20 protein-coding genes and 1 riboswitch are annotated in these 22850 nt (G+C 30.8%); of the genes, 3 read left to right on the forward strand and 17 right to left on the reverse strand.

Features of this window, described 5'->3' with window-relative positions; all coding sequences use genetic code 11:
• Positions 1 to 24: 24 nt before the first annotated feature.
• On the reverse strand, positions 25 to 981 hold the full coding sequence (locus CLOBL_RS13885; RefSeq protein WP_077859580.1) for an L-lactate dehydrogenase: 957 nt from the start codon (positions 979 to 981) through the stop codon (positions 25 to 27).
• Positions 982 to 1244: 263 nt separating this feature from the next.
• Here CLOBL_RS13885 and CLOBL_RS13890 point away from each other — a divergent pair, with 263 nt between their 5' ends.
• Together CLOBL_RS13890 and CLOBL_RS13895 are read left to right on the forward strand one after the other, a co-directional pair.
• Complete coding sequence (locus CLOBL_RS13890) at positions 1245 to 1856, forward strand: 3'-5' exonuclease (protein ID WP_077859581.1); 612 nt, start codon at positions 1245 to 1247, stop codon at positions 1854 to 1856.
• A 173-nt stretch (positions 1857 to 2029) separates the two neighbouring features.
• Positions 2030 to 2191, forward strand: a complete 162-nt coding sequence (locus CLOBL_RS13895; protein ID WP_009168927.1) for a rubredoxin — start codon at positions 2030 to 2032, stop codon at positions 2189 to 2191.
• 154 nt (positions 2192 to 2345) lie between these two features.
• Here the strand turns inward: CLOBL_RS13895 and pflA are convergent, their stop codons facing one another.
• The 16 genes from pflA to ychF form a co-directional block, all read right to left on the reverse strand.
• Positions 2346 to 3053, reverse strand: coding sequence for a pyruvate formate-lyase-activating protein (gene pflA, locus CLOBL_RS13900; RefSeq protein ID WP_077859582.1), 708 nt, complete (start codon positions 3051 to 3053; stop codon positions 2346 to 2348).
• Positions 3054 to 3366: 313 nt separating this feature from the next.
• Positions 3367 to 5595, reverse strand: a complete 2229-nt coding sequence (gene pflB / locus CLOBL_RS13905) for a formate C-acetyltransferase (RefSeq protein WP_077859583.1) — start codon at positions 5593 to 5595, stop codon at positions 3367 to 3369.
• A 63-nt stretch (positions 5596 to 5658) separates the two neighbouring features.
• Positions 5659 to 5758, reverse strand: a riboswitch (ZMP/ZTP riboswitch).
• Positions 5759 to 6070: 312 nt separating this feature from the next.
• The gene (gene surE / locus CLOBL_RS13910; RefSeq protein WP_077859584.1) at positions 6071 to 6832 is read right to left on the reverse strand and encodes a 5'/3'-nucleotidase SurE; all 762 of its coding nucleotides are present in this window, start codon (positions 6830 to 6832) and stop codon (positions 6071 to 6073) included.
• A 49-nt stretch (positions 6833 to 6881) separates the two neighbouring features.
• Entirely contained in the window at positions 6882 to 7556 is a 675-nt protein-coding gene (gene pyrE, locus CLOBL_RS13915) for an orotate phosphoribosyltransferase (protein WP_009168923.1), read from the reverse strand.
• A 165-nt stretch (positions 7557 to 7721) separates the two neighbouring features.
• Positions 7722 to 8618, reverse strand: coding sequence for a dihydroorotate dehydrogenase (locus tag CLOBL_RS13920; RefSeq protein WP_077859585.1), 897 nt, complete (start codon positions 8616 to 8618; stop codon positions 7722 to 7724).
• 18 nt (positions 8619 to 8636) lie between these two features.
• Entirely contained in the window at positions 8637 to 9380 is a 744-nt protein-coding gene (locus tag CLOBL_RS13925) for a dihydroorotate dehydrogenase electron transfer subunit (protein WP_077859586.1), read from the reverse strand.
• 148 nt (positions 9381 to 9528) lie between these two features.
• Positions 9529 to 10410, reverse strand: a complete 882-nt coding sequence (gene pyrF / locus CLOBL_RS13930) for an orotidine-5'-phosphate decarboxylase (protein ID WP_077859587.1) — start codon at positions 10408 to 10410, stop codon at positions 9529 to 9531.
• 127 nt (positions 10411 to 10537) lie between these two features.
• Positions 10538 to 11743 carry a dihydroorotase gene (locus CLOBL_RS13935; protein ID WP_077859588.1) on the reverse strand — a complete coding sequence of 402 codons (1206 nt, stop codon included), beginning with the start codon at positions 11741 to 11743 and terminating at the stop codon, positions 10538 to 10540.
• 173 nt (positions 11744 to 11916) lie between these two features.
• Positions 11917 to 12348 carry an aspartate carbamoyltransferase regulatory subunit gene (locus CLOBL_RS13940; RefSeq protein WP_009168918.1) on the reverse strand — a complete coding sequence of 144 codons (432 nt, stop codon included), beginning with the start codon at positions 12346 to 12348 and terminating at the stop codon, positions 11917 to 11919.
• 1 nt (position 12349) lies between these two features.
• Positions 12350 to 13276: an aspartate carbamoyltransferase gene (pyrB, locus tag CLOBL_RS13945; protein WP_009168917.1), complete on the reverse strand. Its 927-nt coding sequence runs from the start codon at positions 13274 to 13276 to the stop codon at positions 12350 to 12352.
• Positions 13277 to 13557: 281 nt separating this feature from the next.
• Entirely contained in the window at positions 13558 to 14334 is a 777-nt protein-coding gene (locus tag CLOBL_RS13950) for a serine hydrolase (protein ID WP_009168916.1), read from the reverse strand.
• A 93-nt stretch (positions 14335 to 14427) separates the two neighbouring features.
• Positions 14428 to 15525: a 6-phosphofructokinase gene (locus CLOBL_RS13955; protein ID WP_077859589.1), complete on the reverse strand. Its 1098-nt coding sequence runs from the start codon at positions 15523 to 15525 to the stop codon at positions 14428 to 14430.
• Positions 15526 to 16065: 540 nt separating this feature from the next.
• Positions 16066 to 16920: an undecaprenyl-diphosphate phosphatase gene (locus CLOBL_RS13960; protein ID WP_077859590.1), complete on the reverse strand. Its 855-nt coding sequence runs from the start codon at positions 16918 to 16920 to the stop codon at positions 16066 to 16068.
• A gap of 121 nt (positions 16921 to 17041) precedes the next feature.
• The gene (locus CLOBL_RS13965) at positions 17042 to 18019 is read right to left on the reverse strand and encodes a type I phosphomannose isomerase catalytic subunit (protein WP_077859591.1); all 978 of its coding nucleotides are present in this window, start codon (positions 18017 to 18019) and stop codon (positions 17042 to 17044) included.
• Between the two features lie 58 nt (positions 18020 to 18077).
• Entirely contained in the window at positions 18078 to 19982 is a 1905-nt protein-coding gene (locus CLOBL_RS13970; protein WP_179117754.1) for a tetratricopeptide repeat protein, read from the reverse strand.
• 340 nt (positions 19983 to 20322) lie between these two features.
• Positions 20323 to 21420, reverse strand: coding sequence for a redox-regulated ATPase YchF (gene ychF, locus CLOBL_RS13975; RefSeq protein ID WP_077859592.1), 1098 nt, complete (start codon positions 21418 to 21420; stop codon positions 20323 to 20325).
• 389 nt (positions 21421 to 21809) lie between these two features.
• Here ychF and pdaA point away from each other — a divergent pair, with 389 nt between their 5' ends.
• A complete protein-coding gene (gene pdaA / locus CLOBL_RS13980) occupies positions 21810 to 22697 on the forward strand; it encodes a delta-lactam-biosynthetic de-N-acetylase (RefSeq protein ID WP_077859593.1) in 888 nt (295 codons plus the stop codon).
• The last annotated feature ends 153 nt before the right edge of the window (positions 22698 to 22850 follow it).

Consider the following 22850-nt stretch of genomic DNA (forward strand, 5'->3'; position numbering starts at 1 on the left):
TCTTTGAGCTTCATATTTAACTTATCACTTGTTACTCATAACTTTTTGTATATTCTCTTTTAATACTTTAGCAGATTCCTTCAATTTCTTTAATTCCACTTCATTCTTTAATATTGGATTAACAATTCGTACAGCTCCAGTGCTATTTAAAATAGTTGGTACTGCTAAATAAACATCATCTATTCCATATTCCCCTTGCATTAAACAAGATACTGTTAAAATTGTGTTTTCATCTCTTAATATAGCTTCCACAATTCTATTGACTGCTAATGCTACTGCAAAATAAGTTGCATTTTTTCTGCTTATTATTTCATAAGCAGCATTTTTCACATCACTTTCAATTACTTCTTTAACATCATCATTCCATTCTAGATTGAATTTTTTAGCATATTCTTCAAAACTCTCTCCTGCTATACTTGATGTGCTCCAGCTTACAACTTCACTATCACCATGCTCTCCTAAAACATATGCATGAATATTATTATTATTTACATTAAAGTATTTTCCAATAACATATTTCAATCTAGAAGTATCAAGCACAGTACCTGATGCAATAACTCTTTCCTTAGGGAATCCTGATAACTTATAAGTTATATAAGCTAATACATCACAAGGATTTGATACCACTAATAAAATTGCATTTGGACTTGCAGCTGCTATTTGTGGGATAAATCCCTTAAATATCTTATAATTTTTTTCAATTAAATCTAATCTAGTCTCACCCTCTTTTTGAGCAGCTCCTGCTGTAATTACTACTATATCCGAATCTTTAGTTTCGTCTATATTTCCAGCATAGATATTAACTGGTTTTACAAAGGATGTACCATGGACTAAATCCATAACTTCCCCCATTGCTTTATCCATATTTATATCAAACAAACATATTTCAGTAGCTATCCCACTATTCATTAATGCATATGCAGTTGTTGCTCCAACAAATCCTGCTCCTATCACTGATATCTTACGTCTTCTTTCTATCATTTTCTCTTCCTCCTCAATTTCACGCTATAGTATATTATTTGAAGTAATAAATTAATTATTTATTATTTCAAATTTCCTGTAATAGAATTTTTTTAATATATTGTTAAATAATAATCATTATTAATTATAACTCATTTGAATTTTTTCGTAAATACTATATAATTAAGTTTAACAGCTTAATAACGAATATATTTATTATTTTATTGCATTTAATAAAATTACTTTTATTAAATGCCTTATTCACAAAATGGAGGTACACTTTAATGAAATTATTATTTTTTGATACTGAAACTACCAGCATAAAGCCAGGCAGTATATGTCAGCTGAGTTATATAACAGTTGATGCCAGTGCAAAACCTCAAGTGACTACTGGGAAAAATTTCTTCTTCACAGTTGAAGAAATGGATCCTTCCGCTGAAGAAATTCATGGCTTTTCATTAGAAAAACTTTATGATCTGTCTAATGGACAATATTTTGAAGATTTAGTTCCAGAATTTCTTGATGATTTTATAAATGCTGATTTTCTAATAGGACATAATGTGAATTTTGATATTAGATTTTTAAAACATGAGCTCTCATCTTTAGGGGAAGATTTCACTCCTAAAAATGTCTTCTGCACTATGGCTTATTATCGTGATATATGTAAAATTCCAAAAGCTAATGGAGAAATTAAGAACCCTAAATTATCTGAGGTAATAGATTGGCTTAATATATCAAGCACTCAAATTGCTGAAACGTCTGAAAAGTTATTTGAAGGTAGCGGAAATTATCATGATGCCAGATTTGATACAGCTGCAACTTATTTAACTGTTATAGAAGGCTTAAAGAAAGGACATTTTCCAAAGGGCTACTTTAGTAAGCTTCTTAATAAATAATAGTTATCCAAATTAATATTCTTTATCATTAACACCTTAATAAAACAAACATATAATATATTATAATTTAGAACTTTGTTATTCATGGTTTTAACACTCTTAACTTTAAATCATAAAATCCTTTTGATTAAGTTTTGTTTCAATCTTGTTTAAATTATAAATGAGGTGATAAAATGAAAAAATATGTTTGTGAAGTATGTGGATATATTTATGACCCTGAACTTGGAGATCCTGATGGTGGAATTGATCCACACGTAGATTTTGAAAATTTGCCAGATTATTGGGTATGTCCTATCTGTTCTTTCAACAAAGATAATTTTTCAGTTCTTGAATAACTATGGTATTTGCATATATTATATTAAGCAATTTTAATTCTATGGTTATACTTAAAACTAAAAATTGATAATTTAACTATAGTTATAATCTATACTAGAATGTAATAAAAAAAGACTATAAGAACCCAGATAAGCGTTCCTATAGTCTATTTTTTTATTTGAATATATCTTTTTGATATTTCTTTGTTAGTTCCTTATCCATAGCTTTTATACCTTCTAAAGGATATTTTATTCCAAGGCCTTCGTATTTATTTACTCCTAACATATGATACGGCAAAAGTTCCACTTTTTCAACATTAGGTATTGTATCTATAAATTCCTTAAGGCTTCTTAGATGCGTTTCTTCATCCGTTAATCCTGGAACTACAACATGTCTTATCCACATCTTAGTATTGTTTCTTTTCATTGCCTCTAGAAAATTTAATGATTCATCTATCTCCATAAGTGTAATGTTTTTATAACCTTCTCTTGTATAATGTTTTATATCAAACAATACTAGATCTGTATATTTTAATATTTTATCATAATTTCCAAATCCATATCCTGCTGTATCAATACAGGTATGGATTCCTTTAATTTTGCATAACCTTAAAACTTCTAAAAGGAATTCAGGCTGCCTTAAAGGCTCTCCACCAGAGAATGTTACTCCTCCACCACTGCTTGCAAAATAAGTTTTAAATCTCTCAATTTTTTTAACTAATTCTTCAGGTGTATATTCTTCCCCACCACTACAAGCCCAGGTATCAGGATTATGGCAAAATTTACATCTTAATGCACAGCCTTGAAAGAATACTACAACCCTGATCCCAGGTCCATCTACAAGGCCCATTGTTTCTATTGAATGAATGTTTCCTTTTACCATTTAAATCCCACCTTTCATATATTTAATAAAACAAAAACCATACCTTATGGATAAGCTTCAATACGTGATACGTTGCGAATGACAAGTTTATGACATACAACTTAATCATTTTACAGTTTAACCCTTTGAGGTATCCTATGGACAATTAGGAACGAAGTCCTTAGCTAAATTAAAAGTTATTAGTTATACATTAAAAGATAAAGTTAGGGATGAAAAACCTGCTGGCTTTTCTAAAAAACTATAATTTCAGAAATCCCCCCAAAGGGGGTTTCATCCTTAACTCTTAACTACTAACTCTTAACTTATAACTGAGCTAAATGCTTTCATGGAAGGTTCTGCTTATAACTTCAAGTTGTTGTTCTTTTGATAGTCTGCTGAAGTTAACTGCATATCCTGAAACTCTTATTGTAAGTGTTGGATATTTATCTGGATTTTCCATTGCATCAATAAGTGTTTGTCTGTTAAGAACATTAACATTCAAATGATGTGCTCCTTGAACAAAATATCCATCTAATATTGCAACTAAGTTATTGATCTTTTGATCTTCATCTTTTCCAAGAGCATCTGGCACAATTGAGAATGTATTAGAAACTCCATCTTGGCAGATTTCATTATATGGTATCTTAGCTACTGAGTTTAGTGATGCTAACGCTCCATTTATATCTCTTCCATGCATTGGATTTGCTCCTGGTGCAAGTGGCTCACCCTTCTTTCTTCCATCTGGAGTTGTTCCTGTCTTCTTTCCATACATTACATTTGATGTAATTGTTAATGCTGATAGTGTATGTTTAGCATTTCTGTATAATGGATGCTTTTTAAGCTCGCCTGAGAATTTAGTTACTAATTCCACTCCTAAATCATCTGCTCTATCATCATCATTTCCGTATTTAGGGAAATCACCTTCTACTTCAAAGTCTACTGCTATTCCTTCTTCATTTCTGATTGGCTTAACCTTAGCATACTTAATTGCAGATAATGAATCTATAGCTACTGAAAGTCCAGCTATACCAAAAGCCATCAATCTTTCTACCATAGTATCATGTAAAGCCATTTGTCCTGCTTCATATGCATATTTGTCATGCATAAAGTGGATTATATTCATAGTATCCACATAAGTTTTTGCAACATACTCTAAAACTTTAAAATAATTTGCTTTAACTTTATTAAAATCAAGAATTTCATCAGTTATTCTTTCAATATCTGGTACTACCTTTATTCCTTTTAATTCATCTACTCCACCATTAATAGCATATAAAAGTGATTTAGCAACATTTGCTCTAGCTCCAAAGAACTGCATTTGCTTTCCAACCTTCATTGCTGATACGCAGCAGGCTATAGCATAATCATCACCATACACTGGTCTCATAACCTCATCATTTTCATATTGAATAGAATCTGTCTTTATTGAAATTTCTGCACAATACTTCTTGAAACTTTCTGGCAATCTATCTGACCATAAAACTGTAAGGTTAGGTTCTGCTGATGTTCCAAGGTTAATTAATGTATGCAAATATCTAAACGAATTTTTAGTTACAAGAGGTTTACCATTTATGCCTACCCCGCCAATTGATTCAGTTACCCATGTTGGGTCTCCTCCAAATAATTCGTTGTATTCTGGAGTTCTTAAATGTCTAACTAGTCTCAATTTAATTATTAATTGATCAACTATTTCCTGAGCTTCTTTTTCTGTTATTAATCCTGATTCTAAATCTCTTTCGATATAGATATCTAAAAATGTTGAAGTTCTTCCAAATGAAGTTGCTGCTCCATTATTTTCTTTAATTCCTGCTAAATACCCAAAATATAAATATTGAGCCGCTTCCTTAGCATTTGATGCTGGTTTAGATATATCAATTCCATATTTTGATGCCATTGATTTAATTTCACCTAAGGCTCTAATCTGCATAGATACTTCTTCTCTTTTTCTTACTAATTCATCCAGCATATCTCCATTAAGGTTATCTAAATCCTTTTTCTTTTCTTCTATTAAATAATCTATTCCATAAAGAGGTACTCTTCTGTAATCTCCTATTATTCTTCCTCTTCCATAAGCATCTGGAAGTCCTGTTAAAAGTCCTGCACTTCTTGCAGCCCTTATTTCTTTTGTATATGCATCAAAAACTCCTTCATTATGAGTCTTTCTATATCTTGAAAAATGTTTTTCAATATCTGGATCAAGCTCATATCCATATTCTTTTAATGAACTTTGAACCATTCTCATTCCACCAAATGGATTTACTATTCTCTTAAGAGGCGCATCTGTTTGAAGTCCAACTATAACTTCATTATCTTTATCTATATATCCTGCTTCATAGTTATCAATTCCTGACACTCTATCTGTAGCAACATCAATAATTCCCCTTTTAACTTCTTCAACTATTAAAGCATAAGCTTTCTCCCATACTTTACTTGTCTTTTCTGTTTTTCCTTCTAGAAAGCTAGAATCGCCTTCATACAATCTATAATTTTTTTGTATAAAATTTCTTACGTCAATTCCTTCCTGCCAAGTTCCTTCTTTAAATCCTTCCCATTGTTTAACCATTTTACATCCTCCCCATATTACTTTATATAATATTTTTCTACATGAAAAAGCCGACAATCCAGGCTTTCTCGCCCAGACGGTCGGCTTATTTTGGCATATAAAACAATATACCTCAGTCATACTTCATGTGGTAACTCCACTTCCGTCAGTCATATGACTACTATCTAATATAAGGATAATACTAACCCTTATATTTTGTCAACCGGAATAAATTACCATTCTGAATAAGCCGCCGCCTCATCAGTCAATTTTTAATTTATTAATTCATACCATTATTGTATACATTAACTTTCTCTTTGTCAATGATAATATTTATCATTTAGAAGTCATTTTCACTTTTGCCACAATTATGCTAATACTCAATAACATACATTAATTTTTATATAAACGTAAAAGTGATGATCAAAATCTAACATTTTGACCATCACTTTGTGCATTCCAGAACTATTAACTCTATTAATTTAATCATCGCAGTTTATTTTTCAAAAACGTCCTTAACCTCATCTAACAATTTAAAACTTGTAAAATCAAAATGAAGCGGCGTTAAAGTAACATATCCTTGTGATAAATAATATAAATCTGTTTCATCCTTTTCAATATCATTTCTAGTTCCTTTAATTTTATATGCTTTATCTTCAGCATTATTTTCTAAGAGAACATACTCATTTTTGTATGTTGTTTTCCCTATCTTGCATACTTTAATTCCTTTTATATCTTCATTGCTTAAACTAGGCACATTAACATTTAAAACAATATCACTTTTAAAATATTTTTCTTTTGCTATATCTAGTACTTTCATAAACCAAAATATAGCCTTTGAATAATCTTCTTCCCTATTTTCTTCTGTTAAATCCATAGATACTGCAATTGATGGAATACCGTAAATTGCTCCTTCTACAGCAGCTGAAACTGTACCTGAATATAAAATATCAATACCTGCATTTAGTCCATAATTTACTCCTGATATTACTAAATCTATATCATCTTTTAAAAAAGCTATTCCTACTTGTGTACAATCAGCAGGGGTACCCATCACACTATATGCTTTACAGTTTAATCCCTCAATAACTTCTTCTCTTATTTTTATAGGATTATGCAGAGATATAGAATGGCTTGAAGCACTTTTCTGCTCTCTAGGTGCAACGATTGTAATATTATGTGCCTTAGAAACTTCTTTTGCCAAAGAAATTATTCCAGGAGCATTAATTCCATCGTCATTGGTAATTAAAATATTCATAAGCCCTCCTAAAACTCTAAGTTTATGTGATAGCTAAAATGTAACACTTTTATTTTGCGCCATATTGTTTATAGTATTCATCTATTCTTCCTTTAACTTCATCAGTTATAAGAATAGTCCCATTAATTTCTTTGTTATATAAATATTCTATTACTTCAGCCATTGTTACTATGGCACAAGTTTTAAATCCAAATTTTTCTCTAATTTCTACAAGTGCAGATTTTTCTCCCTGGCCTCTTTCCATTCTATCCACTGATATTATAAGTCCTTTAACATTAACATCTCCTGCACTTTTTAAGATAGGCATAGTTTCATAAATTGAAGTTCCCGCTGTTGTAACATCTTCAACTATCAACACCTTATCTCCATCATTTAATTTACTTCCTAAAAGAATTCCCTTGTCCCCGTGATCCTTTATTTCTTTTCTATTTGAACAATATCTAACATCAATATCAAACGAATCTGAAAGTGCTATAGCTGTAGTAACGCTTAATGGAATTCCTTTATAAGCAGGTCCAAATAGTACATCATAATCGTCCTCAAAATTCTCTTTTATAGCTTCTGCATAAAATTCACCAAGCTTTTTTAATTGTTTTCCTGTTTGATAATTACCTGTATTAACAAAGAAAGGCGTCTTTCTTCCGCTCTTAGTAACAAAATCTCCAAATGTTAATACTCCGCATTCAATCATAAAATCAATAAATTCTCTTTTATATTCCTTCATCAAAACATCCTCCACTCATTAAATTAAGTTTACATTTTACAGATTACACTGCACAGTTAACGATGAAATTCCTAAACCGAATTTCTATAATATACATTATTTTTTTGAAAAGCCAAAGGCTTTTATTACTTAACTGTAAATTGTGAACTGTTAACTGTAAGCTACCTAAATTATTCCTACAATTTCATTAATATCTTTAATCCCTTGTTCTTTTAAGAAACTCTCTATTTCTTCTATTATTTCTTTTCCAGCCATAGGATTCACAAAGTTAATTGTTCCTATCTGCACTGCACTTGCTCCTGCCATCATAAATTCAATAGCATCTTTACCATTAGATATTCCCCCAAGTCCTATTACTGGAATATCTACTGTTTTTGATACTTCATAAACCATTCTAAGTGCAATTGGCTTTACTGCTGGCCCGGATAAACCTGCTGTTATATTATTAAATACTGGCTTTCTTTTATATACATCAATTGCCATTCCCTTTAACGTATTTATAAGGGAAATGGAATCTGCACCTGCTTCCTGGCATTTTAAGGCCATATCAACTATATCCTCTGCATTTGGTGATAATTTAACCATCAATGGTTTCTTAACTATTGACTTAATTTCTTTAACAACCCCATATGCCACATCTGATTTTATTCCAAATGCCATTCCTCCGTGTTTTACGTTTGGGCAGGATATATTAAGTTCAATCATATCCACATCTGTTTCATTAATTTTAGTTACAGCTTCAATATAATCCTCTAAACAGCCTCCGCCAATATTAGCTATAACATTAGTTCCAAGCTTTTTCATACTCAGAAGTTCATTATGTATAAATGCATCTATTCCTGGATTTTGAAGTCCAACTGAATTCATCATTCCTGATGGAGTTTCAAAAACTCTAATTCCCCCATTGCCTTGTTTTGGATTTATTGTTAGACCCTTTGAAGATATTCCACCTAAAATTCCTACGTCATAAAAATCATTAAATTCTTCACCAAAACCAAAAGTTCCTGATGCAGCAATTACAGGATTTTTAAATTCTACTCCGTTAATATTTACCTTCAACAATTTAATTCCTCCTGCCTATTATAATTCTACATAGTATCCATCGAAAACTGGGCCATCTTTACAAGTTCTCTTATTTCCATCTTTTGTCTTGCACGTACATACTAAACAAGCACCTACTCCACAAGCCATATGTTTTTCCATAGACACATAAACCTTAGTATTCTTTTCTTTGCACATCTCTACAACTTTTTTCATCATAACTTCCGGTCCACAGCATAAAACTGTATCATATGCCTCCGGCTTTAAAAGTTCTGTAACAAACCCCTTATGTCCATGTTTTCCAGTATTTGTGGATATATAAGCTTCATTTACATATTCTTTTAATTCATCTATTAAGTAAACGTCATCTCTAAAACCTGCATATAAATCTATTTTCTGTTCCTTGCTCTTTTCTCTTAATCTCTTTGCAAGTTCAAGCATAGGTGCAGTTCCTATTCCCCCTGCAACTAATGCAACTTTACCATAATCCTTATTCAAATCAAAACCATTTCCAAGAGGTCCTGTTATGCTTATTTCATCATTTTCTTTAAGCTTTGCATACTCTTTAGTGCCATTTCCAACTACTGCATATAAAAATGTTAATGCATTTTTCTTCTTTTCACATATGCTTATGGGTCTTGGTAAAAGTGTTTGACCATTGATTTTCAACATATAAAATTGGCCAGCATTTATTTCATTATCATCCTCTAATATTAATTTATAAATATCTTTTGAAATTTCTTCATTTGAAATTACTCTTGCATTTCTGTAAGCTATAGCCATACTTTCCCTCCATTTATTCAGTTCACAGTTGTAGATGAAATCCCAAGGGAAAAAATTCATGTTTCCAAATATATAATTTTAACATTTACTTTTTCTTTGGAATTTCTTAAATATATAATTTTCAAATCCTCGAAAGATGATTTGTCCCTTAACTGTTAACTGATTTAATTACTGCCCCTTTAATTGCATCTCTCATTTTTATTGCTTCTTCTCTAGCGCATAGGGCAAATTCTTCTGGTTTATTTGCTTTCTTATAGGCTAGCAGTATACCTCTTGATGAATTAACAACTCCACCATTGCCATTATTTAAATATAATGCAACATCTTCAGCTGTTCCTCCTTGAGCTCCATATCCAGGAATTAAGAAGAACATATTATTATATGTTTTTCTTATTTTTACTCCTTCTTCAACATGGGTGCATCCTATAACTCCACCAATTGCAGTGTATCCGCATTTTCCTGTACAAGCTTTGCTAATTTCTGTTATTTTATCCGCTACCACTTCATAAACTTTTTTATTTTCTGTAGTATCTAAATACTCAATGTCTTCTGCCCCTGGATTTGATGTTCTTACCAAGCTAAAAACACCTTTATTTCCGTTTTCTAAATAAGGCATATATGGTTCAATGCTATCCATTCCCATATAAGGGCTCAATGTTATAAAATCAGCTTCAAAATCTCCTTCAAAATGAGCTTTAGCATACATTGTTGCAGTTGCCGCTATATCTCCTCTTTTTATATCTGCTATTATTATTTCGTCCTTTTCTTTCAAGTAGTCTAACGTCTTCTTATAAGCGATTAATCCTTCTATTCCTAAGGCTTCATAATATGCTATTTGAACTTTAAAACATGCAGCTACATCACATGTTGCATCTATAACTTGCTTATTAAACTCAAATATTGCCTCACTTGGAGTCTTGCCACTCTTTATATGTTCTGGCACATAATCTAAGGCTGTATCAAGTCCAACACATACAACGCCTCTTCTTTCAACTCTATCATATAGCTTATCAATTATATAACTTGTCATTTAAAAACCCCCGCTATTTAGTTAACAGTTTACAGTGCACAGTTTACAGTTATGGAATTTCTTATGTTTTATTTTTATTTTTTTTCAATTATAAACATATCTTATCCAAACTGTTAGCTGATTACTATTAGCTGTTACATGAATTATATTTGATTTCTCCAGCTTTTATTGTTGTTAGCACTTCTCCGTAAAACTCAATTCCATCAAATGGTGTATTTCTGCCTTTTGACTCAAACTTTTCTGGATCAACTCTTATTTTCTTATTAATATCTATTAGTACTAAGTCACCATCTATTCCTACACTAATCTTCCCTTTATTCATTCCTAGAAGCTTAGCTGGATTATATGACATAAGTTCACTTAATTTATTTAAAGAAACATGATTTTCCTTAACTAATTTTGTATAGCAGATTGAAAAAGCTGTCTCGATCCCAACCATTCCTGGCGAACCATTTTTCTTTTCTTCTTTTGTATGCGGCGCATGATCTGTTCCTATTGTATCTACCATTCCTAATTTAATTGCACTTATTATTGCATCCACATCTTCTTTTTCCCTAATTGGCGGATTAACTCTATAATCATTTATATCTCTTGTCAGAGCTATATGATGTGGTGTAACTTCTAGTGTTATATTTGCTCCACTCATCTTTCCATCAATAACGCATTTTATGGCTTCTTTCGTACTAACATGGCACATATGTAATCTCGCCTTGCTAAGCTTTGCTAATTCTACATCTCTTACGGTCATCATATTTTCAGCTATTCTCATATCTACCTTTGAAAATTCTGGACTTTCTGCATGGGACATTATAACCCAGTTATTTTTCTTAGCGATCTTCATGGCTTCAAACATAGTATTAGAATTTGACACCCCAATGCCATCATCCGAGATTGCTCTAATTTCAGGATCATTTTGAAGCTCTTCTAAGTGACTTAAAGTTATCCCATCGAAATTTTTTGTTACTGATAAGCATTGATGTATGTCTATTAAATTCAGTTCCTTTGATTTATTTCTCACATATTCCAAAGTTTCTTTAGATGAGCAGATAGGCTTAGTATTTGCCATTAAGCATACTCCTGTATACCCACCTTTAAGTGCTGCTTTAGAACCTGTTTCAATATCTTCTTTCCAAGTAAGTCCAGGATCTCTGAAATGAGCATGAGTATCTATAAACGCCGGCATCAAAATTTTTCCCTCACAATTAATTATCTGCACATTATCTTTAGATATACTTTCTCCTATTTCCCTTATTATCCCATCTTTAATATAGATATCTCCATAAAAATCTTGAGTTACATCTATTATCCTTGCATTTTTAATTAATAGTTCCATATAACACCCCTTCGCTCAGTTAACAGTTCATAGTTATTTCGCAGTTAACAATTCACAGTTATTTCATAATTAACTATTTACAGTTGTTATGCATTTTACAATTTATAATCAACAGATTTACATTGTATTTTACAAATTTCAATTAATTAATTTTCACTGCTATTTATTATTTACTATAATTCTGAAAGTTTTGTTATTTCATCACAGTATTCGCACCTATATCTTCCATTTTCTTCATCTACCAAAACAAATGAATGAGGTACATACTCTTCAGTACTTGTTATGCAGCTTGGATTTTTGCATTTTATTATGTTATGAACTTTGCTTGGAAGTGTTGGTCTAACCTTATTAACAATCTTCTCTTCTCTAACTTCACATATAGTTACTGTTGGTGAAAGTAATGCTAAAACAGTATAATTAAGTTCATCACAATTTTCTATTTTTATAATATCCTTTTTACCAAGCTTTTTACTATCAGCATTAATTATAAGTGCAACGCTATAGTCATTAGCATCTAATCCTAAATAATTAAATATCTTAACTCCAACTCCTGCTTGTATATGATCCAAGACTATTCCATTTTTAATACTTGTTATCTCAAGCATTTTACATCACCCCCAAAAGTTTAATCATTAATGCCATTCTTACATACATTCCATACTCTGCCTGTTTAAAATATGATGCTCTATTATCCTCATCTACTTCGTATGCAATTTCGTTTACTCTTGGAAGAGGATGCATTACAATCATGTCATTCTTTGCAGCTTCCATCTTTGTTTTATCCAGTATGTAACTATCTTTTAATCTTAAATATTGTTCTTCATTAAAGAATCTTTCCTTTTGAACTCTTGTCATATATAAAATATCTAAATTTGAAATTACATCTTCTAATTTTTCCACTTCTATATATTCAATATTCTTCTTTTCCAAAATTTCTTCTCTTATATATTGAGGTATTGAAAGTTCTTTTGGTGATATTAAAACAAATTTATTGTTATGATATCTTGACATCGCTTTTATAAGTGAATGTACAGTTCTTCCGAATTTTAAATCCCCACAAATTCCAATCACATGATTATTTAAACCGTCTTTTAAGCTTGTAATTGTAAGTAAATCTGCTAATGTTTGAGTTGGATGTTGATGTCCACCATCTCCTGCATTAATTATTGGAACATTTGAATACAGACTTGCAACTTTTGCTGCTCCTTCTTTCGGATGTCTCATAGCTATGATATCTGAATATATGGATACCATTTTTATAGTATCAGCTAATGTTTCTCCTTTTGAAATTGATGTTGAATTTGGTTCTGAAAAACCAAGAATTTTCCCACCAAGCCTCATCATAGCAGCTTCAAAGCTTAATCTAGTTCTTGTGCTTGGTTCATAAAATAAAGTAGCTAAGATTTTTCCATCACATATATTAGAAAAATCTTTTGGATGTGCTATTATTTGATGTGCTAAGTTAAACAGTTCATTTAATTCTTCTACAGTGAAATCCATAGGTTCAATCAAATGTTTAATGTCTTTTTTCATTTTATAATCACTCCTTAGTAACCTCTCTGTGTTAATTTAAAGGTAATAATTTTTAATAGTAATTTAATTTATAAAAAAGCCTTCCTCATTTAAAGGAAGGCGCAATAATCCCATAGTATAGTAATTATATAACTTCCTTATTGATCTCGCTGAATCAAGTTAAAGGTGTTTTATATTATTTCTTTGTGTAAGAATAACACTTCTTTAATATTGTGTCAATATAAATATATTCTACCTGGACGAAAATTTTAAGAGATGTCAAAGACATCTCTTAAAATATATTAAAAATTATTGGTAATGCTATCCCACATCATTTTACCACTTTTAGCAAGCGTTACAGTTCCATACACACTATTAGGAATACCCATTGATAAAACGGTAAATGTAAAACTTCCTTTTTCGGTGCGGATTAACGCTGTATCATTTTCGACACTAGTTTTATCGCCTGTTTTGCTTGAAATCTCATATTTCAAATCATCAGGTATATAAAGTGCCAATTTATTTTTCATCTGCTGCCTTTGTAATATATCTATAAGCATTTTGCTGTTCTTTTCACTCAAAAATCTTCCATCATATAGATGCTTCCAAATCTTTGATAGATCTAGAGCGCTTGTTATATTCTCAACACCAGTACTTGCAGCTCTCTCATCTGAAGTTTTTCTATTCAACTTTGTATTCTTTAAGCCTTGAGCTTCTATATCATCATTTATTCTATCCATGCCAACAATATCTATAAGTTTATTTGCTGCAGTATTATCACTTTGAATAAGCATTGCAACTAGTAATTCAAACACAGTATATTCTCTATTATCAAATTCATGGAGTATTCCTGTTCCATAAACTTTATCCTCTTCTTCAATCTTTATCTTATCTAAAAACGATGCATTTCCATCTTCAACATATCTTATCACTGATACAGCTATCGGCAGTTTCATACATCCAGCACTTGTCATTTGCACATTTTCATTATATCCATAAGTAAAACCGCTTCCTAAGTCCTCGAAAAAAAATGAATATGTTCCTATTCTAGACTCTAAATATCTCTTAATTTCTTTCATAATGCCCACCGCTTTCTAAAATACTTCTTAATGTCATTAGATATCTTATGAGTATTAAATTACTTATTCATTGCAATACTCTTATTAAGTTAACTAATCGGCAAATGATATTCCTATTTTCTTTGCTACGCTTACTAATTCTCCGCTTGGATCTACTTTTTTGTTATTCCCAATTACATTTTCTAGGCTGTCATAGGTAATTTCATTACCTTTTAAGCACACCATGCTTCCAAACTTTTCTTGATTAATTAATTCAATAGCAGCAACTCCATATCGTGTTGATAATATTCTATCAAAAGTACATGTAATACCGCCTCTTTGTATATGTCCGAGAACTGTACATCTAACTTCTCTTTCTTTAACTAACTTCTCTAATTCCTCTGCTAATCTATTGCCAATTCCACCAAGTCTAATTGGATCTGGGCTATCTGAAACTATTTTAGCTACACTAACTTCTCCATTTTTAGGTTTTGCACCCTCTGCTACTACAACTATTGTGAATAACTTTCCATGTTTCTTCCTATCTTCAATCTTTTCTACAATCTTATTTATATCATATGGAATTTCTGGTAATAAAATAACATCAGCTGAACCTGCTATTCCAGATTCTAATGCTATAAAACCTGCATTTCTTCCCATAACTTCTAAAATCATAATTCTATGATGTGACTCCGCTGTTGTATGAAGTCTATCTAATGCTTCTGTTGCAATTCCTATTGCTGTATTAAATCCAAATGTTATGTCCGTAGAACCTAAATCATTATCAATAGTTTTTGGAACTCCGATAACCTTTACTCCTTTTCGTGCAAAGTCTCTAGCAGATGTTAATGTTCCATCTCCTCCAATAACTATTAAAACGTCTACACCTTCCTTTTTTAAATTCTCAACAGCCACATCTGATACGTCTTTTTTCACCATTTTACCATTTTCCTCTACAAGATAATCAAATAAATTATCTTTATTTGAGCTATAGAGTATTGTTCCACCTCTTGATATTAGACCTGATACAGCAGATAGGTCTAATTTAATAAAATCATTGTTATATAATCCTCTGTATCCGAATTTATATCCAATAACTTCATATCCATAGTTCAATATTGCTGATTTCGTTACAGAACTTATTACTGCATTTAATCCTGGGCAGTCGCCTCCTCCAGTTAATAAAGCTATTTTTTTAATATCTTTGGACATTCTAAATCCCCCTATACCATAATTTCTTCTAAAATTATTGTTGAGGCATGCGAAATAAATAACAAATCAAGGCTCGATTTATTTTGCGCCAGCTATGAGAGTCTTTACTATAAAGCAACTAGTTGAACATACTGATGTAGTATGACACAAAACAGACTAGTATATGCGGTTTGCCATTTCTTTTATATGCCTAAAAGTAAATTTTCTTTATTTTCTGACTATTTACTTAAATCATATCACAAACTTCAATTTCTGAAAAGTATTAATTTACAATATATTCATTCTTTAACTATGAATTTAAAATTATACCTAATACTGAGACCTAAACTCAAACCTTTGTCTTTAATTCATTTTAATTCAAGCCAATTTTTCAAGCTTATTGATTCCATATTTCATTCCAATTAGATCTCATTAGAGTTTCAATCTACAAAAATTTCGTATTTTCTTTTATAAAAAAACATAAACACCTTAATATATCGAAATAAATGCTATTTCATATATTAAGGTGTTATTTTATCTAATCAGAGTCTATTTCTCTATTTACATTGAAATGAAATTAAAGAATATAAGTATAGAAAATACTATTCCTGCACCTATTCTGTATACTGCAAATACTCTCATTGGTCTCTTCTTTAAATAATCTATGAATTTTCTCATAACAACCAAAGCAACCACAAACGCAACTATAAATCCAACTGCTAGTGCAATCGCATTCGTCATATTCATTTCTGAGTAATTAAACTTTATTAAATCCAATGCTGATGAACCCACCATAGCTGGAATGGCTAAGAAAAATGAATACTCAGCGGCAACTGGTGTTGAAAGTCCAGCAACCCAGCCTCCCATTATTGTAGAAGCACTTCGTGACATTCCCGGCCACATAGCAAGGCATTGAAAAAAGCCTATTTTTAAAGATTCTATAGGTGTAATTTGGTCAATATCTCTTACTGCATGCTTATTTTTTCTAAATTTATTTTCTATTACAATTAACAGGATACCTCCAACAAAAAATGCAATAACAACTGGTCCTGCTCCAAATAATAAGGATTTAATTTTATCATGAAGTATAAATCCAAATATCATAGCTGGAATTGATCCAATAATTATATTAATTCCAAATCTAAAACCAACTTCTCCTTTTCTTCCCTTTGAAAATAAATAAGCAAAAAAATCAACAACACTATCGCTTATCTTTTGCCAGTATAGAACTACAACTGCAAGTATAGCCCCTAATTGTATTACTACTTCGAACATATCAGCAAAGTCGCCTTTAAAATTAATAATGCTTCCTGTAAGTATTAAATGTCCTGTTGAAGACACCGGAATAAATTCAGTAAGCCCTTCTACTATACCCATGATAATTGCCTTAATTATAAATAAAATATCTATTCCCACTATAAATTCCACTCTCTTTCCTTATGTTTATTTCGCTTGAAATTTAACTAATATCTTATATATTATGAATTTCTCAAGCAGTTATGGAGAAACAATTAGTTCCTCCATAATTTATATTTTTCTACTTTTCAACTATATTAAGTATGGCTTTCTCCTCATCTTTTAAATTTGGTACATAACTTTTTAATAGAGTAAAGTCACCAACTAATTCATACTCTCCAAGTGTTGCTGGAATAAAAATACTGTCTCCCATAAGAATCTTCTCTTCCCCACCAGTATATCTTATTACACCATTGCCATCAACACAAGTAAATAAATAAAATCTTTCCTCGTCACTCTTTTCTTTTAAAGATGAAGTAATCTTATATTTTTGTATTGTAAAATATTCTCCCAAACAAAGATATGTTCTATCATAACCATTTCTTTGTACTGTAAGCCCTCTCGAATTTTCTCCTTTAAGTGAAAAATCTATGACATCTAATGCTTTTTCAACGTGTATTTCTCTTCCTCTATTATAATCATAAACTCTATAGGTGGTATCACTATTTTGCTGAATTTCAGCAATCAATACACCTTCACATATAGCATGAACTAAGCCACTTTGAACATAGAAAAAGTCGCCTTTTTTAACAGGAATCTTATTCAAATATTCATCTAAGTTCCCATCCTGTATTGCTTTTTTAAACAATTCTTTATTACAATTCTTTGTTCCAACTATTAATGAAGCCCCTTCTTCAGCATCAACCACATACCAGGCTTCAGTTTTTCCTGAATCTTTTTCAACTCTACTCGCATACTCATCATTTGGATGAACTTGAACTGAAAGCTTATCTGCAGCAGTTATTAATTTAATCAAGAGAGGAAATTCCTTCTTATCTACGGCTTTACCTAAAAGTTTTTCTCCGTATATTTCTATTATTTCATCAAAAGTTTTTCCCTTTAATTCTCCATTTTCTACTTTGCCAGTACCATTTTTATGGCAGGCAATATCCCAGCTCTCACCAATATTACCTTCCGGAACATTATTTCTGAATTTCTCCAGATGTTTTCCTCCCCAAATTCTCTCATAATATAAATTTTCAAATTTAATTGGATACATAATACTTCCTCCAGTTGTTAATATTTTATAGCAACTTCAATCAATACCTATATACTAATTAATAAAACAATTTAAGATCTGGTACTTTCAAACTTGCTCCATTTCGCTTATTATAAGCATCAGATAAATTCTTTATCCGATTATAATTATCAGTTATTGTTTCCTTATCTTCAGGGCTTGTATTTTCATTTATTCCATCATATGCTGCCTTTAGATTAGTCATACCTCTATTTACGTCACCCTCAATAGAAATATAATAGCATCCAGCATTATTTAGTGTTTCAATGTCATTATTATCAAGATTGTATGCAGTTCGTATTTCCTTAATTGCATCGTCATTTTTCCCTTTATTTATATATGCGGTTCCTAAAGCTCTATGATATTTTACATTCTTGCTATTTATAGATATGCTTTTCTTTAGCAAATCTATAGCTTCATCATATCTTTGAGTATTAACTTTTACCAAGGCCATGTTATAATATATTTCTGCATCCTTTGGATTAATTTTAGAAGCTAAATTATAATAGTTTAATGCTTTAGTACTGTCTTTAAGTGTATTTCCATAATATTCAGCGGTTTTTAGTATTAAATCATAATTAAAAGGATCTTTAAATAAAGCTGTTCTAAAATATGCTTGTGCTTCTTCACTCTTGTCTTGCTTTTCAAGTATTTCAGGTATTAAAGATGTATAATTATCTGCATAGTCTCTATCTAACATTATACTTTTTTCACAATCTTTGAACGCTTCATCATAATCTTCTTTATTATATGACAGCCATGCCGCTGAATTATATCCTACTAATGACTCTGGATTATTCTCCTCCATTTGATCTAAAATATAATTTAAAGCATCTGAATTATTTGAACTATCATACATACTGGCTTTAATAAGATTTAAAGTGGCATCTCCAACATCTTGAGTGCTTAATTCATCAATTAACTTCTTAGCCTTATCTGCTGAGTCTTTACTCATTGAATAAATTTTAGCTGCCCATACTTTATATGCAAGTTCATCAGGTTTATCTTTTTGCAATTTTGTAATTTTGTCTATTGCACCTGTTTTATCATAATTTGCAATTTCTTCAATAACATCAAATATTCTTATTTCATTTTTATCTTTATCCCAGGCATCCTTTAATAATGAAAAACATTCATCATAATTGTTAACAAGCATATTCATTCTAGCTAAATCTGCTAAATCACCTGCTGTTTCGTCTCCTTTTTGATAAGAGTTTATTATTTCCTTAGCCTTGTCATTATTTCCATTCACCAAATAAACAGTAAACATGGTCTTTAATAATTCTTTATCATCTGGATAGCTTTGAAGAAACATTTCACCATACTCCGACGCTTTAGAGTATTCTCCATTCATAAGCCATGTGAATGTTATGTAATTTCCTAATTCCTCATCTTTCTCTTGAAGATTATCTATTTTTTTCTTCTTATCATCCATAATTTTATTCCTAGCTTCATAAGCCTTTTGAAGCATATCATTTGATTTTACAAATTCGCCTTTAACTGAATAAACCTCTGCAATCTTCACATTCCATATTGGCCATTGATCTTTTTGCTTCTCCTGCATTTTTGTATATTCATCAATTGCCTCATCATATTTAGCATCATAAAAATCCGTTTCTGCTACATTTGTAGCAATTGACAATGTTTCTGCCGTTTTTGCATTATTGGCAGACTTAACTATTGCTGTGATTCCAAAGCATACAATTAAGAAAAAAATAATTAATGTTGGAATAAAATACTTCCTTTGCCTTAACTTGCTCAAGCAACTTGCAATATACTTATTTTTCTCTAATTTTTTTAAGCATCCATCAATATATTTATTTTCTCTTGCTTTTCTTAAATACTTTGTAATATATTTATTCTCTTTGATTTTTTTTAAGTACCTTGTAACGTATTTGTTTTTTCTCAAATCACTAACATATTCAACAATTTTCTTTTTCAACAATTAAATCACACCTACTTTTCCATTAAAATTTGTACTTATTTTCCCTAATAAAATAGCAAGTCAGTACGTTTTCATTTTTCATCATACTTTTTCACTATGTATGTTCCCTATTCCCCTACAATAGGCTGAACATACTTTGGGGGTCTGATTCAAAATATATACTATATCATTACTAATTTGCTATTTTCTTTCCATATGCCTAGGTTTTATTTTAACAAACTTTGCTATAAAAATCTATATTGTTGCATAATGTTAATAGGTTTGTAATTATATTTAAAAAAATTATTAGACTTTTTTATAAAAAAAGGGTAAGATCAATTCTTACCCTTTAAGTGATGGATTAAACATTAAATCTAAAATTAACAACATCTCCATCTTGCATTATATAATCTTTTCCTTCAAGTCTAAACTTTCCTTTTTCTTTAGCCGCTGCTTCTGAACCACACTCAACTAAATCATCATAAGAAACTATTTCTGCTCTAATAAATCCTCTCTCAATATCAGAGTGAATCTTACCTGCAGCTTGAGGTGCTTTTGTTCCTCTTTTGATCGTCCAAGCTCTTACTTCCTGTACTCCTGCTGTTAAAAAGCTCATAAGTCCAAGAAGTTTATAACTAGCTTCAATTAACTTATCTAGTCCTGATTCTTTTAGACCATACTCACCTAACATTTCAGCTTTTTCTTCATCTTCAAGGCCAGATAATTCTTCCTCAATTTTAGCACTTACAACCATAACCTCTGAATTTTCATCTGCTGCATATTCTTTAACTTTCTTAACATAATCATTATCAAAGTTGCCTTCCATAACATCATCTTCCGAAATATTGCAAGCATATAGGACTGGCTTTGAAGTAATTAGAAATAAACCTTTTATAAAAGCTTCCTCTTCATCCGTAACTTCTAAAGTTCTAGCTGGTTTATTTGCTTCAAGCTGTGCTTTTATTCTTTCCATAACACCATATTCGAATTTGGCAGTCTTATCACCTGATCTTGCAAGTTTTATTGACTTTTCCATCCTTCTTTCTAATACTTCTAAATCAGAAAAAATCAATTCTAAATTTATAGTTTCTATATCTCTTATAGGATCAACAGAACCTTCAACATGAACTACATTTCCATCATCGAAGCATCTTACAACATGAACTATTGCTGCAACTTCTCTTATATGTGATAAGAATTTGTTTCCTAATCCTTCACCTTTAGAAGCTCCTTTAACTAATCCTGCTATATCGTAAAATTCTATGGCTGTATATACTTTCTTCTTTGTACTATACATTTCTTCTAGAACATCTAATCTCTTATCTGGAACACTTACAACACCAACATTTGGCTCAATTGTGCAAAATGGATAATTAGCTGATTCAGCTCCAGCTTTTGTTATTGCGTTAAACAACGTGCTTTTACCTACGTTTGGTAAACCTACCATACCTAATTTCATCTATGTACATTCCTTTCTAACTTCTAACTATTTTAGACATTACACAAAAATAACAAGTCAATTCACCTGTATATTCGGACTTGTTATTTTTTCATATGACTTATATCTCTTTAAAAATTATACTCTAGAACATTTTTTATTTCAACTTAAGTTATTCACAATCAAAAAATAATATGCTAAGTAATTTGTTTATCTATATCCTCGTAATATATGTTTTTTAATAAAAATCAGCTTAGTTTCCTAAAAAGTTTACGTGAAGATCCTTGAATCATATATAGAAATTACCATGATTATTATCTAATAAAGTTCAAATACTATGAATGATTAATTCTTCTCATTACAAAGCATAGTTATATATGAATAAATTATTTTAGATTGAAGGTGAAGAAATGAATAAATCCTTAAAGTCCACTATTGCTCTTGCACTCACTCTAAACCTCACTGCATTTTCTCCATCAAAATATGTAAACGCAGCAAGTGATGAAGCTGCTCAGACAGAAGGATACTTTGAAGAAACTGGAGTCTTTGGTGACATTTCTGATATTGATAATATAAGAGAGATTTTTTCTTCTTTTAGTGATGAAGACGAGCTTAATTGGTACTATGTAGGTAAAGGAAAAGATAAAATTGCTGAATGTCCCAAAGAATCAGCTGGCTTTTTAAAAGAAACTTCTTCTTACTATTTAGGTGACACTTCAAAAAAAGTTTTATACTTGACTTTTGATGAAGGCTACGAAAATGGAAATACAGGTAAAATTCTTGATATATTAAAAGAATATAAAGTACCTGCCGCTTTTTTTGTTGTTAAACCTTACATAGATAAGGAACCAGAACTGGTTAAAAGAATGGTTGATGAAGGTCATATAGTTGGAAATCATACTGTTCATCATCCATCTATTGCCCAAAAAGTACATGACAAAGAAAAGTTTAACTCTGAATTTAGCGGGGTAGAGTCAGCATATAAAGATCTTGTCGGGCAGGATATGCCTAAATTCTTTAGGCCTCCAATGGGCAAATATTCGAAAAAATCTCTGCAGATGACAAAAGATTTAGGCTATAACACTATCTTTTGGAGTTTTGCTTATAAAGATTGGTTAGTTAATGATCAACCATCTGAAAGTTATGCTGTAGAGAAAATTTGCAAAGGCGCCCATCCCGGCTCTATAATGCTTCTTCATGCAGTTTCAAATACAAACACTAAAGTACTTGGAACGGTTCTCAAAACCCTTCAAGATGAAGGTTATGAATTTAAATCACTAAATGAATTACCACAATAATATATATATTCTACTTTGAACCTAAACTCATGTGACTACTTACTGAAATCACATACATTTAATTTCAAATACATGCTTCATAAAAATGTATGTGATTTCTAATATAGTAGACACAAAGGTTTAACATAACTAAATAATTGTTCTATATATAAA

It is taken from the genome of Clostridium sp. BL-8, assembly GCF_002006495.1.
Taxonomy (GTDB): domain Bacteria; phylum Bacillota; class Clostridia; order Clostridiales; family Clostridiaceae; genus Clostridium.

Bases quoted from the DNA above. Each gene is read 5' to 3' on its own strand.
- CLOBL_RS13885 (WP_077859580.1), bottom strand. From the start codon at position 981: ATGATAGAAAGAAGACGTAAGATATCAGTGATAGGAGCAGGATTTGTT.
- CLOBL_RS13890 (WP_077859581.1), top strand. From the start codon at position 1,245: ATGAAATTATTATTTTTTGATACTGAAACTACCAGCATAAAGCCAGGC.
- CLOBL_RS13895 (WP_009168927.1), top strand. From the start codon at position 2,030: ATGAAAAAATATGTTTGTGAAGTATGTGGATATATTTATGACCCTGAA.
- pflA (WP_077859582.1), bottom strand. From the start codon at position 3,053: ATGGTAAAAGGAAACATTCATTCAATAGAAACAATGGGCCTTGTAGAT.
- pflB (WP_077859583.1), bottom strand. From the start codon at position 5,595: ATGGTTAAACAATGGGAAGGATTTAAAGAAGGAACTTGGCAGGAAGGA.
- surE (WP_077859584.1), bottom strand. From the start codon at position 6,832: ATGAATATTTTAATTACCAATGACGATGGAATTAATGCTCCTGGAATA.
- pyrE (WP_009168923.1), bottom strand. From the start codon at position 7,556: ATGAAGGAATATAAAAGAGAATTTATTGATTTTATGATTGAATGCGGA.
- CLOBL_RS13925 (WP_077859586.1), bottom strand. From the start codon at position 9,380: ATGGCTATAGCTTACAGAAATGCAAGAGTAATTTCAAATGAAGAAATT.
- pyrF (WP_077859587.1), bottom strand. From the start codon at position 10,410: ATGACAAGTTATATAATTGATAAGCTATATGATAGAGTTGAAAGAAGA.
- CLOBL_RS13935 (WP_077859588.1), bottom strand. From the start codon at position 11,743: ATGGAACTATTAATTAAAAATGCAAGGATAATAGATGTAACTCAAGAT.
- CLOBL_RS13940 (WP_009168918.1), bottom strand. From the start codon at position 12,348: ATGCTTGAGATAACAAGTATTAAAAATGGAATAGTCTTGGATCATATA.
- pyrB (WP_009168917.1), bottom strand. From the start codon at position 13,276: ATGAAAAAAGACATTAAACATTTGATTGAACCTATGGATTTCACTGTA.
- CLOBL_RS13950 (WP_009168916.1), bottom strand. From the start codon at position 14,334: ATGAAAGAAATTAAGAGATATTTAGAGTCTAGAATAGGAACATATTCA.
- CLOBL_RS13955 (WP_077859589.1), bottom strand. From the start codon at position 15,525: ATGTCCAAAGATATTAAAAAAATAGCTTTATTAACTGGAGGAGGCGAC.
- CLOBL_RS13965 (WP_077859591.1), bottom strand. From the start codon at position 18,019: ATGTATCCAATTAAATTTGAAAATTTATATTATGAGAGAATTTGGGGA.
- ychF (WP_077859592.1), bottom strand. From the start codon at position 21,420: ATGAAATTAGGTATGGTAGGTTTACCAAACGTAGGTAAAAGCACGTTG.
- pdaA (WP_077859593.1), top strand. From the start codon at position 21,810: ATGAATAAATCCTTAAAGTCCACTATTGCTCTTGCACTCACTCTAAAC.